Here is a 15,543-nt window from a genome sequence, read left to right on the forward strand (position 1 = left end):
CATATATGCCAAAAAAATTTTATGTAACCACACCAATTTATTACCCAAGCGGTAAGTTGCACATTGGACATGCTTACACAACAACCCTTGCTGACATTTTAACAAGATATAAACAAATGCAAGGCTATCAAACATTTTTTTTAACCGGAAGTGATGAACATGGTCAGAAAATTGAAAAAAAAGCCAAGGAAGCAGGATTAGAACCAAAACAATATCTTGATGGAATCATTACCAACTTTAATGAATTGTGAGAAAAACTAGATATTAAATTCGATAAATTTATTCGTACGACTGATGATTATCACAAAGAAACTGTCAAAAAAATTTTTTCAACACTTGTTGAAAAAGATTTAATTTACAAAGGTTTTTATGAAGGATTGTATTGTGTGAGTTGTGAAGAATTTTTATCTCCCGACCAAATTGAAAATGGAATTTGCAAAATTTCTAATGATAAACCACAAACAGTTCAAGAGAATACTTATTTTTTAAGAACAAGCAAATTCCAAAATTTTATTGAAGAATTGTTAAAAACAGATTTCTTAATTCCTGAATATCGTCGTACTGAAATGTTAAAAAACTTTGTGGAACCAGGGATTCAGGATTTATCAGTGACAAGAGTTTCGTTTAAATGAGGGATTCCGATTAATGAAGATCCAGAACATATTGTTTACGTTTGATTAGATGCCCTAACCAACTATATTACTGCTTTAGGATATTTGCAAAATGATGATGCTAACTTTAAAAAGTTTTGAGCAGAAGATAGTGAAATTTTACAATTAGCTGGAAAAGAAATTGTCCGTTTTCATGCTATTTACTGACCAATAATTTTACAAGCTTTAGATTTAAGAATTCCCAACCACTTATTAGCTCATGGATGAATCTTGAATAAAGATACAAAGATGAGTAAAACTTTAGGAAATGTTGTGGACCCAATTCAATATATTGAACAATATGGTGCTGATGCTTTAAGATTTTATATTGCTTATGAATTACCAACTGATCGTGATGGTAATTTTACTAATGAATTATTTGTAGAAAGTTTTAATGCCCATTTAGCGAACAATGTCGGGAATTTAATTAGCCGTGTGAATAATATGATTACCAAATATTTTGCTGGTCAAATTCAAGATGTCCAGAATGTTGATTTTGATTTAATTACACTAGGACATCAAACAATTGATAAATATATTGAATTAATGGACCAGTATAAAATTAGTGAAGCAATGCGAGTTGTTTTAGATCTTGGGGCTGCTGCTAATAAATTTATTGAAGTCCAAGAACCATGAAATCTAGAAAAACTTGGTAAAACAAAAGAGCTGGAAATGGTCATGGCCACATTACAAAGAACGCTGGCAATTATTGTTTATTTATTAAAACCAGTTTTAGTTAAGAACTACGAGTTAATGACTGAACAAGTTGGATTAACAAATGTTGAATTTAGTTTTGCTGAGTTAAAAACATTTAAAACAATTAAATTTAAAAAATTAGGAGACAAAAAAATCATTTATCAAAGATTAAAATAATTTTTTTAGGATTTTATATACTTTTTTAAAAATAGTAAAAATGCTTGATTAGAATAAACAAAATAAATAAAATAATTGTAAGAGTTTTAACTCTTTAAGGAATTTTTATGAAAAAGTTATTAACAATATTTGGAAGTGTTGGAATAATGGTTTTGAGTGCATCTACATTGACAGCATGTACTAATCGCATTCCTCCGAAAGATCGTAGTGATACATTAGCAGAAGAAGCTCAAGATCAACTAAATAATTTAAAAAATATTAACACAGTTGTGACGGGTGAGCGATTACAATTAGGGGTTTTAGAAAATAACAATCAACAAGTTATCAGGGACAAATTTTATAATAAAAATAAAGATTTAGGATTTGAACGAGATGACTTCATGGTTTCAAAATGAACTTTAACATCAGCTAAAATTAGTCAATTCAAAGGTTATAGTGGTGAAATTATAGTCGAATTTCAAGTGCTAGAAAATTTGATTGTGAAAACTGATTTAGGAACCATTCCAAATAATAGTTACACAACTATTGAAAATAAAATCATTGATATAAATAAAGAAGCTAATCCAAATAATCCAATTAAACATGGTGACTTTGTAATCACTAACATTAATCACGATAGAGCGATAGTTCAAGCATATGCTGATGCTGATGCATTTATCACAGTTACTTTCAAAGTCAGCAAATAATAATTAATTATTTTTTGGAAAACACAAACTTTTGTTTGCGTTTTTTATTTGAACATTTTAGAAAAAAGTATAAACTAAAGATAGTTATTTATTGTCAAAGAATGATAACAAAACTAATTAGTATATGTCAAAGATATGCCGAACTTAATTTTTAAAAGGAAGTTTAATATATGAAACAAACAAACTATGATGTTTTGGTTATTGGAGCCGGACATGCTGGAGTTGAAGCTGCGCTAGCTTCTGCTCGTTTAAATAAAAAAACAGGATTAATTAATTTATATACAGACAAAATTGCTTTGATGCCATGTAATCCCAGTGTGGGGGGGCCTGCTAAAGGGATTGTGGTGCGTGAAATTGATGCATTAGGTGGAGAAATGGCTAAAGCTGCTGATGCAACTGCGCTGCAAACCAAATTATTAAATTCATCGAGAGGACCCGGGGTTTGAGCACTAAGGGTGCAATCTGATAAAGAAGAGTATTCAAAATACATGATTAACAAAATTCAAAATCAAGCTAACCTTGATTTGATTGTTGGTGTTGCTCAAGATTTAATTGTTGAAAACAACACAATTATTGGTGTCCAATTGGCTGATGAAACAATTATTCATGCTAAAACTGTGGTGTTAACAACAGGAACATATTTAAAATCATTGATTTTACAAGGGAATGAAAAAACTGAATCTGGACCAAATGGTGAGATGACTACTAAAGGTATTAGTGGTAGTTTAAAAAGATTAGGGATTGATTTATTTCGTTTCAAAACAGGCACACCAGCTCGTATTTATAAAGATTCTGTTGATGTTTCGCAAGCCCAACCAGAACCAGGGACTGATGCTAAATTAGCATTTAGTTTTTCAACCAAAACTTTTACCCCTATTGCAGAACAAGAGATGTGTTATTTAATTCACACAACTTTAGAAACTAAAAAAATCATCGAAGAAAACTTACATAAATCAGCAATGTATGCTGGTGATGTGGAATCAATTGGACCGAGATATTGCCCTAGTTTTGAAGATAAAATTGTGAGATTCGCCAACAAAGACCGACACCAAATTTTTATTGAACCAGAATCAAAAAATTTAGACACTTGATATATTCAAGGTTTTTCAACATCAATGCCGATTGATGTTCAAGAAAAAATGTTAAAAAGCTTACCAGGTTTTGCCAACATGCGAGTTAAGCATTGATCTTATGCTATTGAATATGATTGTATTGATCCAATGCAATTAAAACCAAGTTTAGAACTGCATCAAATTAATAATTTATTTACAGCCGGACAAATTAATGGAACTAGTGGATATGAAGAAGCTGCCGGTCAAGGGTTGATCGCTGGGATTAATGCTGCTCGTAAAGTTGATCATCTAGAACCATTAATTTTAAGAAGGGATGAAGCTTATATTGGTGTCATGATTGATGATTTAATTAACAAAGGTGTTTGAGAACCATACCGTTTATTAACTAGTCGTGCTGAACACCGCTTATTGTTAAGAAATGATAATGCTGAACAACGTTTAAAACAATATGGTCGTGATATTGGTTTAATTCAAGATGCCGAATGAAATGAATATTTAAACTATTTACAAGAAAATGAAAATGCTTTGGAAGAATTAAAAACCATGAGATTTACCCCCAAATCTCCACTGGCTGAAATTTTAGATACTAAATATAACATCAAATTAAAACAAGGATATTCTGGATATGAATTAATCAAAATGCCAAACATTCCAGTTGATGAATTAATTCCTTTTATTCCAAGCATGCAAAATTTAAGAGTGAACCAAGTTCAATCAATTACAATTAATTCGCGATTTGAAGGTTATGTCAAAAAAGAGCTTGAACAAGTTGAACGTTTCAATAAATTAGAAAAGAAACAAATTCCAACTGATTTAAATTATGATCATGTGGCCAATCTGGCAACTGAAGCTCGCCAAAAATTAAAAAAAGTTTGTCCGCTAAACATTGGGCAAGCTTCGAGAATCACTGGGGTTAATCCAGCCGATATTCAAATGTTATTATTCTATTTGAAATCACAATACGCTAAAGATAACCAAAATAATTAACCAAATCACTAGCATAAAAAATGATGCTAGTGATTTGGTTTTTTTATTGCAAAAACCAACAACTTTTTTATTTTGTAAATCATAAAAAATATTTAATTGGTATAATTACAAAGTAATTAAAGGATATATATATGAAAAGAAATTTTAAAACTATTGTTGTGGTGGGTACACAATGAGGAGATGAAGGTAAAGGTAAGATTACTGATTATTTTGCCCAAAAAGCGGAAATGGTTGTGCGTTATGCTGGCGGTGATAATGCTGGACACATGATCGAATTTGGTGGTAAACGTTATAAAGTCACCATTGTTCCATCAGGAATTTTTAACAAGAATGTTAAAAATATCATTGGGAATGGAACAGTTGTTAATTTAGAGAAATTAGTCAGCGAACTAACTGGTTTAAAACAAGCTGGTATTGATACATCAAACTTATTTATCTCGGGAAGAGCACATTTGATTTTGCCTTATAATTTAAAAATCGATGAAATGCAAGAAGAGCAACGAAAAGATAATAAAATTGGAACCACTAAACGTGGTATCGGTCCAACATATGCTGATAAAGCATCTCGTTGTGGAATTAGAGTTTATGATTTATTACTGCCAAATTTTAAAGAGATTTTAAAAGAAGCAGTTGATTATCATAACCTAATCTTAAAAAACTTGTATAACTCAGATGTCCAATTTACATTTGAGGAAATTTATAATAATTTAATGACTAATTTTGAAGTTGTTAAAAACAATGTTTTAGATACTGGAGAAATGGTCGCTAATGCAATTGAAGCCAATAATTTTGTGTTATTTGAAGGAGCACAAGGGGTGCTTTTAGATATTGATCATGGAACTTATCCTTTTGTAACAAGTTCAAATACTAGTGGAAACAACGCTTCAATTGGAAGTGGTGTTCACTATAAACATATTCAAAAAATTGTTGGGGTGGCAAAAGCTTACAACACGCGTGTGGGAACCGGGGGGATGCCGACTGAATTAGTTAATGAAATTGGTAACCGTATCCGTGAACGTGGAAGAGAATATGGTTCAAACACTGGACGTCCACGTCGTGTTGGTTGATTTGATGCAGTGGCAATGAAATACGCTGTAAGAGTTGGGGGGATTGACGAATTATTCTTAACTTTATTTGATGTTTTAGATGCTGAAGAAACTTTAAAAATTTGTGTGGCTTATGAACTTGATGGCAAAACAATTACCACCATGCCGATTAGTGATCAAGAATTACAAAGATGTAAACCAATTTATATTGAGCTGCCTGGATGAAATGAAGATATTACCAAAGTGCGTTCATATGATGAATTACCAACTAATGCCAAAAACTATATGAAAGCAATTGCTGAACACTCAGGAGCAAAATTCTTAGGGTTTTCAGTTGGACCAGATCGTGAACAAACAATTTTATTAAAAGGTGAATTTGATGATTAGTCGTTATGCTGTTGCAGATATTGAAAAAATTTGAACTGATGAAAACAAATACCAAGTTTGATTAGATGTTGAAAAATATATTGTTGAAGCATGAGCATCATTAAAAGTTGTTCCGCAAAAAGATTTAGCCGCTTTAAGTCAACTAAAAGTTGATTTACCAAGAATGTTGGTCATTGAACAAGAAACTAAACATGATGTTGTGGCTTTTACAAGAATGCTTGGTGAACAAATTGGCCACGAAAGCAAATGAATTCATTTGGGTGTGACATCAACAGATATTGTTGATACGGCACAAAATTTTTTAATCAAAAATTCTAATGTTATTGTTGAACAAGAATTGAAAAATTTATTAAAAACCTTAAAGTCATTAGCTTTAAAAAATGAAAAAATTTTGATCATGGGGCGCACTCATGGGATGTATGGAGAACCAACATCATTAGGTTTAAAATTTGCTTTATGGTATGAAGAAATTAATCGTCAAATCAAACGTTTAGAGCTAGCAAGAAAAGATATTGAACTAGTGAAAATATCAGGTTCAATGGGGAACTATGCCAATTTAGAATTAGCAGTCGAAAGCTTTGTGGCCAAGAAAATGAAAATGGGGGTTGATAGTTTATCAACCCAAGTTACTCAACGTGATCGTCACGCTTTTCTAATTTCTGTGTTTGGTAATCTGGCCTCAACTTTAGAAAAAATTGCCACAGAAATTAGGTTATTTCAACGTAGTGATGTTAATGAATTAGCCGAAGGATTTAGTGCTGGGCAAAAAGGAAGTAGTTCGATGCCCCACAAAAAGAACCCGATTAGTTCTGAAAATATTGCAGGATTATCAAGATTTATTCGTGCATTCACAAATCTGGCTTTTGAGAATAATAACTTATGACATGAGAGAGATATCTCACACTCATCAAATGAAAGAATTATGTTTCCTGACATTTTCAATACTCTAGTTTATGCATTAAGAAGAATGAATGATACATTACAAAATCTTCAAATTAATAAAGTCCAAATCCAAAAACATATTGATGAAGCTCATAATATTTATTTTTCGCAACGTGTTTTAACTTACATTATTATGCATAATGCTTTAGTTACTCGTGAAGAAGTTTATGATTTAATTCAAAAATGTACAACTATTTCAATGGTTGAAAAAACAGACTTAAAAGAAGTTTTATTGAATAATGATATTTTGAATTTCATTTCTAAACAAGAATTTGATACTTTGTTTGATAAGCAATTTTTCAATCGTCAAACCAAACAAATTTTTAAAAGAGTTTTTAATCAGAAATAAGCTTTTATTAATTTATTTCGTTGATAGTATTACCAACCAAAATGGATTTAGTAATCAAAAACAACATTTATTATTAAAATATAAATTGTGTTGTATAATAAATATGAGTCGGGATGCTTAGAATGTCCCAGACATACTCGGGAAGTTCGGGTGAAGAACACCATTGTTGTGTTCAGGGTTAAGATAGCGAATGGTTAGTGCTGTGCTATTACCTCTTGCAAGGCAACCACTAATAGTTGTTCTTGGATATTTATTAAACAACACTTTAATTAATTAAAGTGTTGTTTTTGATTATCATTTATTTAATAAAAACTTATTGTTCAAAATTCTTTCTAACATTTCTCTTGTTAATGTACATCAAGAATTGGAATTTGGAAACTGTTTTTAATTAATTGGGAGTTCGGTAATGATCGAACCATAATTATACCCGGTTTTCTTGTACTCCCGATAACTTGATAGTCAATATCTTTTTTGGCTTCTGGTGCTACTGTATGAATTTCCTCTTCAACTCAAGAGTATATGTTTTCGATCTTAGTTTTTATTGGAAAAGTACGAATGTGTAATTTTCTAATAGTTACTCTTTTATCAATTGGTATCGAAATGTTTCTAGAAACAACAGCAATAGTTTTTGAACCTTCAAGTCATTTTGATGATTCTTGTGTTTGGACTTGAATGCTTCCCTTATTTTTAGTGTTTCCAGAAATCCAATAGTCTCGATTAAGTTGTGCATCTGGTGCTAATGCATAAATTGCATCCATAACATCAGCTTCGATTTGTTCCAGATCATCCTCAACTTTAACCTGATTTATATCAATTTTATGTGAAATATTAATTTTTTCAATTCAACTTTTTGGTTTAACAACTTTAATTTTAAAACTATCTTTAATGAACTTAGAATTAGGTTTAGCTTTTACTAAAATTCCACCCTCTTTTTTAGTGTCACCTTTAATTTCAAAATCTTCATTAAGTTTTGCTTCGGGTGCAATTTCATGAATTTTATCCAAAATTTTTGCCCTTACTTGTTTCATATCAGCCCCAATACGAAGATCTGGTGTAAATTTGATTTGTTTTAAACTTTCCTTAACTATTTTACTTGATAATGAAATAACCTTAATTTCAAATTGATCTTTTAATATTTTAGAAGAACTAACTGCCTTCACCACAATTTTTCCAACCTCTTTTGTATCACCTTGAATGACAAAGTCTATACCAAGTTTTGCTTCCGGTGCTATTTTATAAACATCAAGCAAAATCTTATTTTTTACAAGTTCCATATTATACTCAACTCTAACATCTTCTGATTTTATTTTTTGCAAACTTTTTTTCGCAGTTTCTACATGCTTGCCCGCATCTTTAACAATGTTAATTTCAAACTGGTCAACTAATCATTTTGAATCTTTTGTTGCTTTAACAATAATGTGTCCTGCTTGTTTAGTATCACCTTCAATAGTGTAGTCTTTCCCAAATTCTACATCAGGTATTTTGCCTATAATTTTGCTATGAACTTCTTGTTGCAAGCTTTTCATATTAAAGCCAACTTCTTTATCACCAATATGAATATCAGAAATGCTAATTGCCCCTGATGATTCTTGGTCATTTTTGTGGCAACAACAGCAGTTGTAGCTGTTGTTGCCACCAAACCAATACAACCTAACAATGTTAATAAATTTTTCATTTTTACCTCCATTTGTGTTATTACCACAACTCTATTCTACATTTTCTACTTTTTTGTTAGAAGTAAATCCTGGCTAGTGAGAGCGCTTTTTTTGTCCTTAAAATAGACAAAATCTCGATGTTTATTTAAAAAACCCCTTCTGAAATTGAAGAAAATTTTCAATTTGGGAAGGGGGTTTAAAAAATTAAAATAAAGGAAATGAAAATTTATTTTTCATGGCTCTTTTTATTCCATCACCAATTTTTAACTTTGATGTATCCTTGGTAAGTTAATCAAATTGAGAGAATGGTTAAAATCGTGTTGGTGACAAAAATGGCAATTAATCCGGCGGGTAGTCCAATAGTACTAAAATCAAAAAACTTATTAATTTGTTCAACCGGAACTAAAGTAATGATTGCTAAAAATAAAGCTAAAAAAGAAAAAATCAGTAAACGTTTATTTAGAATAAATTTTTCTTTCTTTTTGATCAAGAGACCTTTTTGGTTAATTGGTAAAAAGAAATTATTGTATAAAAATGAATAAACAATAGGGGCAAACATAATAGAAATATAAACTCCAGTTTTACCAAACTCTTGCGCTAAGATATCATTATCAGTAAAAAATTTAGCAAATTCATAATTTAAAATTGCAAACAGTGAACTCAAAGTAGTAGTAATAATAATTTGCATTTTAATCCCTTTAAGTAGTGATTCTTTTTTGTGTGATGGGGGTGGATTTCACATCACACCTTTGCGGTCATAACCCATCCCAATTGGAATGGCTACAATTGTTTCAATGACAAAGATGTGGAATAAAATGTTAACCGAATTTAAAGCAACCCCTTTATTGACTAATAAAATAAAAAGGATGGTTAAGACCTGGCTAATGTTAGCGGCAATTAAAAATGAAATGGAGTACTTAATTTTTTCATACACATTTCTCCCGGCTCGCACTCCATAAACAATACTTTTAAAGTTATCATCTTTTAAAATAACATCACTAACTTCTCTAGTAACTTCAGTACCACTAATTCCCATCGCAATTCCAACATCAGCTTTAACAATACTTGGGGTATCATTAATTCCATCCCCAGTCATCGCGACAATATTTTTTTGTTCTTGTAAGAGTTTAACAATCACTGCTTTGTGTTCAGGACTTACTCGTGCAAAAACATTCGTGCTTTTAATTTTTTCTGATAACTCTTCTTGAGAAAGAGTGTCGATTTCAGCTCCAGTGATCACTTGGTTATATTTTTCAGTGTAAATCCCTAATCTTTGAGCAATCTCTTGGGCTGTAATTTTGTGATCACCAGTAATCATCACCACCCTCACTCCAGCATCATTAGCGGTTTTGATTGCTTCTTTAACCTCTGGACGTGGTGGGTCAATAATGGCTACAGCACCAATAAAAATTAAATCATTCTCATATTCATCATCAAGAGATTTTAAATTTTTAAAAGCAATCCCTAAAACTCGCATTCCTTTTCTCGCAAATTCAAAAGCTTGATTTTCGATGGTGGTGCGGTCTTCAGCGGTTAAAGCTGAAATTTCTCCATCAATAATTTTTTGTGTGGAATTGGCTAATAAATAATCAAAAGCTCCTTTAGTATATGAAGTAAAATGATTTTTATTTTTATGCACAGTTGTCATCATTTTGCGTTTTGAATCAAAAGGAATTTCGTCCACTCGGGGATAAAGTTTTTTCAGATTTAAATAATTTATTTTTTGTTGCTCTAAAAATTTAACAATAGCAACTTCAGTCGCCCCACCAAGAATTTGGTTATCAGGATTGGTGATGGCATCATTACATAAAGCAAAAGCAGTTAAAAAATGTTTATTTTTCGTAATTTGACTTGGATTGGGGTGGTATTTAAAGTCAACAAAAAATTGGTCAACATGCATTTTGTTTTGTGTTAAAGTGCCGGTTTTATCAGAACAAATCACATTGACATTCCCCAGTGTTTCAATTGATTTTGGATTTTTAACTTGCACATTATTTTTATCCATTTTTTTAGTAGCAATCATCATACACAACTTAACAATAATTGTAAGTGATTCAGGAATAACACTAATTGCTGCTGAGACAGCTAATAAAAGTAAAGTATTTCAAGCTTGCAAGGCAACAGGTAATTCATCTCGAATAAACAAAGAAAAGGCTAGTAAAAGGGCTCCAAAAATAAGGGCAATAATCCCAATCCGAATTGTTAAAGCTTTAATTTTCTTTTCTAAAGGTGTGCGATTAGTTTTATGAGTGGTAATTTTAGAAGCAATTTTGCCAATTTCTGAATCTAATCCCGTGTTTAAAACTAAGCCAACCAATTTTCCTTCTAAAATCATTGTTGACATAAAAGCAATATTTTTTTGATCAGAAATCACAAGGTTATCTTCTTTAATGACTTCAGCACTTTTTTCTACTGGTTCAGATTCACCAGTTAATGATGACTCATCAATTTTTAAAACTGATTGATCAACAATGCGTAAATCTGCTGGAATAAATTCTCCAAGTTTGGAATAAACAACATCTCCGGGCACTAAAAATTCGACATTAACTTGTTTAATTACACCATCTCTTAAAACTGAAATTAAGATTTCTTCTTTGTTTCCCAAAGAAGAAATATAGTTCATTGATTTAATTTCCTGATAAGTTGAAATCAAGGAATTGGTGATGATGATTAAGCCAATAATACATAATCCAGCCACATCAGGAATTGACATTTCTTGATTAATGATCCCGGCAATAATTGTAATTAAACCAGCTAAAGCCATGATAATACATAATGGATCTAAGAAAGTTTTCAAAAAAATTACAAAAATATTTGGTTTTTTTGAAGAAGGTAAGCAATTTGGGCCATATTTTTTTAAACGCTCAGTAGCTTCTTGTTCGGTTAAGCCGATACTCAAATTAGTTTTATAAATTTTTGCAATTTTTTTATCTGAAAGCTGATATCATTTTCTATCAGTTTCAATAATTTTTTTTGAATTTGTGTCACTAATATTTTGGTTCATATTAAATCTACCTCTTACAACATCAAGTTGTAAGATATATTATAAATAATTTTTTAGACAAAGTTGAGAATTTGAAAGATATGCTAAATAACAAATGAAGTAGCAAATTGGGAGGTTTTATTTTTTATATCAAAAAATAATTTTAATATTATAATTTAATTATAGAAATTATTTTTCTATCGATGATTCTATTAAAGAATTTAAGGGAGTTATTAAAATGGTTGAATCAATTATTGGATTTCTTATTTTTGTTGTTGTTATTTATTCATTAGTCGTAAATTTTGGGCATATTTTAATGTGAATAGGTATTGGTTTAGCTTGTTTAATTGGGATCGTTATAATTGGTTGAATTATATATAAGATTCGTGAGAATCATGTGCTTCGTAAGTTTTATGGTGAACCAACATCTTCTTCTTCATCTCCTTTGATTGATATTTTTTATAAATGAAAAAATCAGTCCAAGACAAAATATGTGGATGTTAAAAGTGGAGAAGAAGAATTTGTTGCTGGACCAGCTCCTGAAGGAACAAGAGAAATTTTAATATTGGGGTGGGATAAATATGGTAGAGCTTACCCACTTCCGCTCACAACTGAAATAATCCCCAGTGGACTTGATCCTGAAATAATGAGCACAAAAAATTTATTTGCAAAAGCATCAAAATCTAGTGAAAACATTTGGAAATGAGACACAAAAATAGATAAATCCAAATTTTATGATGAAACAGGATATTATAGTTATGAACAATTAGAATTTTTGTATTCTTTAAATTTTGATAAAATAGATTTTTGAGAAATTTGGGAAGATCTTGATCGTCCTTGTGTAAATTATGAACTAAATCCTGCTAAATTATTTTTTGGCACTAACACATGACCTGATGATGTTCCAGAATGAAGTTTTTGGCATATTGGGTTTAGTGATGATGATTCAAAATTGAATGTTTCACACCGCAGCTCATCTGAATGGATTGAGGGATATATCAAGTGAAGGGAAGAAAACCAAGATCCAATATTTGAAGCATATGAATTGTTGGGGATTGATCCAAATATAAACATTTCAGTTCCACAAATTAAAGCACTTCGTAGAAAAATGGCAAAACAACATCATCCTGATAAAAATTTGCAAGTCAACACAAATGAAAGGATGACCGAAATAAATAATGCTTGTGATTTTCTTATTGAGCATAAACAAAACGAAAAAAATAAAGAGTAAATGGAGATATTTATAAAATGAAAAAAACACTCATGATATTGTCTGGCATCACAATTATACCGATGCTCACAAGCACGGTTGTTGCTTGTAATGAACCCCAAACCAGCAATAAAAAAACAATTGATAATTTATTTGTTGAGATTGAGCATGGAATGTTATTAAATGCTGTACAAACTTTAATTACAAAAGCCATTGATGCAATTGAACCAAGAGCCTTATTTAAGAATGATTACACAATTGAAGGAAGTGAAGTCACTGCCGAATATGAAAAAATACATGTGATTGCAACTCCAAAATCAAAATGATTAGAAGGTCATGCGGTTATTTTTGTGAAAAAACAAGATAGAAGAATATCTATTTCTGAATGAAATATAAAACTTTTTGGTGAAATGAACCAAGAAGAGGCAATCCAGGAAATTGAACAATGAATTTCTAATAAAGTAGTAGGTGCTAAATTGGCTAGAGACTATTCAATTCTTCACCTTCCAAAGAAATTAACTGAGGATGATGAAATTATGATTAAAGCATATGAAGACTCCGCGCTATTAAAGGACAGTTTTAAAATAACTGTTTTACCACCCAAAAAACAAAACTAACAGAAAGCAGGAATAAAATGAAAATTATAAAATCCAAAAAGCAATCTAACAAATGACTTCGAGATTTGGAAAAACATATTGCTTTATTAAAGCCAGAATATCAAGAAGAAATAATTTCAATCTACTCTGATTATTTTGAAGAAAACATTAAAGAAGGTAATGAGTTTAATGATCTAATATCAGATGCAAAACCTATTGAAGTTTTGGTTAAAAATTTATACAAAAAATATAATATTGATCCCGAAAGTCTTAATCGTGATGCTAGAACAAAAAAACAAAAATTTTTAAATGCATTTTCGTTGTTTTTGCAACCTTTTATTTTATTAGGAGGAATAGCATTAATTATTCTAGCTGTTCTTACACCTGTGGCAAGTTTTTTTGTTGCTACATTACTTTATTTAAATTTTGATTTTTGAGAAGCTAGTTCCATAACTTGAATCACAATTCCAGGAACACCCCTTCTTTTGGTTTCGTTTTTATTTATTGCTAAATTGCTCTTTAAATATAGCAATAAAACATTAAATTATTTTGGATTAGCATATTGAAATAAAAAACTGCAAAAAATAAAATGAAAGAAATGGTTGATTAGATTTTGTGTGTCAATTGCTTTTTTTGCAACTTTCTTAGCAATAATTTTTATTGTTAACCCAAACCAAAGTTTAATTAAATATGCTAAAAGTGATCAATTAAAAAATGTTCAAACTTTTAATATAAATAAAATTTTGGACCAAGAACATTGGAATAAGGATTTGAAACTAGAAACAACTTATGGTGAAAGCACATTTAGTATTGAAAGAGCCGGAATAAATAATGAATATAAAAAGGGCACATTAGTAAGACGCCATAACTTTAAAAATAATATTGGTGAAAACAAATATATTTTTGATGAAAAAAATTTAATAATTAAGGTTGAACCAGATAACTGAGCACAAAAATATTTTATTTTTGGAATAGAAAAATATACTCTTTATATTTAGTTGTTTTGGAAAAGGTTAAATTTTCATAAAAAAATCTATTTTGTAAAATAGATTTTTTAAACTTATCAAGTTTATCTTTTAGATCTATAACGGCTAGCTAATTTAGCGGCTTTAATAGTTGGTACCATTAACACTTGGTTAAATGGATAAGCTAATGCTCAAACGGAAATCGCATTGTAAATAATTGAATAAGCTCATCCGCTTTCTCCTCAACTAGGACCAAAAGTAGCAACTCAAACAAAATACCCTGATAATGTTTGAGAAATATAAATTCCTAAGAAAGTAAAGAAACCAATAATAATGAAATTAACATAACTGACATAATCTTTATCAGAATTAATTTTGAATTTAAAGAATCCAACAATTCCCGGAATAATCATTGGGATAAAATAATCCAAAAGATATGACCAAGCCGAAATAATATAACTATTACCAATAAAAGCTAAAGCAATTAAAGCGGTTGTACCTCCGGCAATGATTGCTAGAATTGGTGTTGAAACTACCGCCAGGGTAATTAAGGGAAGGTAACTTATACCAAGACCTCCACCATTAGGTAGCTGTGGTAAAAACTGCCCAACATATTCAAAAGTAATGGTTAGGGCTGTAAACATTCCGCATAAAACAACATCATAAACTGTTAATTTTCTAAAACCAAAACGATGAGCTATGCCTTTTCATGTGATTTTTTCTCGAGTATTTTCAATTTTGTTTTTGTGGAATAAATAAATTAAAATTCCAATGTTAACAAAATTGAAAGACAAAATACTTAACAATATAAATTGCATCTTATTGTCTATAATTTTTTCTAAATTAGATAGAATCCAACTAATGGCAATCAGAATGCTAAAAGCTAAACTTAAAGCAAAGACCATGATCATCATCGTTTTAATATTTTCAAACACCTCACCATCATTAATATTTGTTCACGATATTTTCATCAAACAAAATGTAATCAGTAAACTTAACATAATGAGAAAAAATGTAATTGCAAAACCCATACCCATTTTAACCAATGGTGGTTTTTCTATTTTTGTAAATGCTATTTTCATAAAAAAATCTCCTTTAAAGAGATAACAAAAAAACATCTGATTAGACTCCCTACGCTAGT

General features: G+C 30.3%; 12 protein-coding genes. 8 read left to right on the forward strand and 4 right to left on the reverse strand.

Annotated elements, in window-relative coordinates; all coding sequences use genetic code 4:
- Window positions 1-5: 5 nt before the first annotated feature.
- The 5 genes from metG (at window position 6) to purB (ending at window position 6,993) form a co-directional block, all read left to right on the forward strand.
- On the forward strand, window positions 6-1,523 hold the full coding sequence (metG, locus tag P695_RS0103750; protein WP_028126918.1) for a methionine--tRNA ligase: 1,518 nt from the start codon (window positions 6-8) through the stop codon (window positions 1,521-1,523).
- A gap of 107 nt (window positions 1,524-1,630) precedes the next feature.
- Window positions 1,631-2,209 (forward strand): Vmc-like lipoprotein signal peptide domain-containing protein, encoded by a 579-nt coding sequence (locus P695_RS0103755; RefSeq protein ID WP_028126919.1) that lies wholly within the window; start codon window positions 1,631-1,633, stop codon window positions 2,207-2,209.
- Between the two features lie 170 nt (window positions 2,210-2,379).
- Complete coding sequence (mnmG, locus tag P695_RS0103760) at window positions 2,380-4,269, forward strand: tRNA uridine-5-carboxymethylaminomethyl(34) synthesis enzyme MnmG (protein ID WP_028126920.1); 1,890 nt, start codon at window positions 2,380-2,382, stop codon at window positions 4,267-4,269.
- A gap of 131 nt (window positions 4,270-4,400) precedes the next feature.
- Window positions 4,401-5,702: an adenylosuccinate synthase gene (locus tag P695_RS0103765; RefSeq protein WP_028126921.1), complete on the forward strand. Its 1,302-nt coding sequence runs from the start codon at window positions 4,401-4,403 to the stop codon at window positions 5,700-5,702.
- Window positions 5,695-6,993, forward strand: a complete 1,299-nt coding sequence (gene purB, locus P695_RS0103770; RefSeq protein WP_028126922.1) for an adenylosuccinate lyase — start codon at window positions 5,695-5,697, stop codon at window positions 6,991-6,993. The genes P695_RS0103765 and purB overlap by 8 nt, the downstream gene beginning before the upstream one ends.
- 347 nt (window positions 6,994-7,340) lie before the next feature.
- On the opposite strand, the gene P695_RS0103775 is transcribed toward purB, so the two are convergent.
- From P695_RS0103775 to P695_RS05570, 3 genes are all read right to left on the reverse strand, one after another.
- Window positions 7,341-8,519, reverse strand: a complete 1,179-nt coding sequence (locus P695_RS0103775; protein ID WP_028126923.1) for a hypothetical protein — start codon at window positions 8,517-8,519, stop codon at window positions 7,341-7,343.
- The gene (locus tag P695_RS06185) at window positions 8,480-8,668 is read right to left on the reverse strand and encodes a lipoprotein (protein WP_028126924.1); all 189 of its coding nucleotides are present in this window, start codon (window positions 8,666-8,668) and stop codon (window positions 8,480-8,482) included. The genes P695_RS0103775 and P695_RS06185 overlap by 40 nt, the downstream gene beginning before the upstream one ends.
- Window positions 8,669-8,874: 206 nt before the next feature.
- Entirely contained in the window at window positions 8,875-11,652 is a 2,778-nt protein-coding gene (locus P695_RS05570; RefSeq protein ID WP_051437381.1) for a cation-translocating P-type ATPase, read from the reverse strand.
- 217 nt (window positions 11,653-11,869) lie between these two features.
- Here P695_RS05570 and P695_RS0103790 point away from each other — a divergent pair, with 217 nt between their 5' ends.
- From P695_RS0103790 to P695_RS0103800, 3 genes are read left to right on the forward strand one after another with little or no spacing between them, the layout of a single operon-like run.
- Entirely contained in the window at window positions 11,870-12,862 is a 993-nt protein-coding gene (locus tag P695_RS0103790) for a J domain-containing protein (RefSeq protein WP_028126925.1), read from the forward strand.
- A 17-nt stretch (window positions 12,863-12,879) separates the two neighbouring features.
- Window positions 12,880-13,458: a hypothetical protein gene (locus P695_RS0103795; protein WP_028126926.1), complete on the forward strand. Its 579-nt coding sequence runs from the start codon at window positions 12,880-12,882 to the stop codon at window positions 13,456-13,458.
- A gap of 17 nt (window positions 13,459-13,475) precedes the next feature.
- The gene (locus tag P695_RS0103800; protein ID WP_028126927.1) at window positions 13,476-14,435 is read left to right on the forward strand and encodes a DUF1700 domain-containing protein; all 960 of its coding nucleotides are present in this window, start codon (window positions 13,476-13,478) and stop codon (window positions 14,433-14,435) included.
- A 71-nt stretch (window positions 14,436-14,506) separates the two neighbouring features.
- Here P695_RS0103800 and P695_RS0103805 read toward each other — a convergent pair whose 3' ends face one another.
- Window positions 14,507-15,484 (reverse strand): energy-coupled thiamine transporter ThiT, encoded by a 978-nt coding sequence (locus P695_RS0103805; protein ID WP_028126928.1) that lies wholly within the window; start codon window positions 15,482-15,484, stop codon window positions 14,507-14,509.
- Between the last annotated feature and the right edge of the window lie 59 nt (window positions 15,485-15,543).

The sequence above is a fragment of the Williamsoniiplasma lucivorax ATCC 49196 genome, from assembly GCF_000518285.1.
GTDB classification, from domain to species: domain Bacteria; phylum Bacillota_I; class Bacilli_A; order Mycoplasmatales; family Mycoplasmataceae; genus Williamsoniiplasma; species Williamsoniiplasma lucivorax.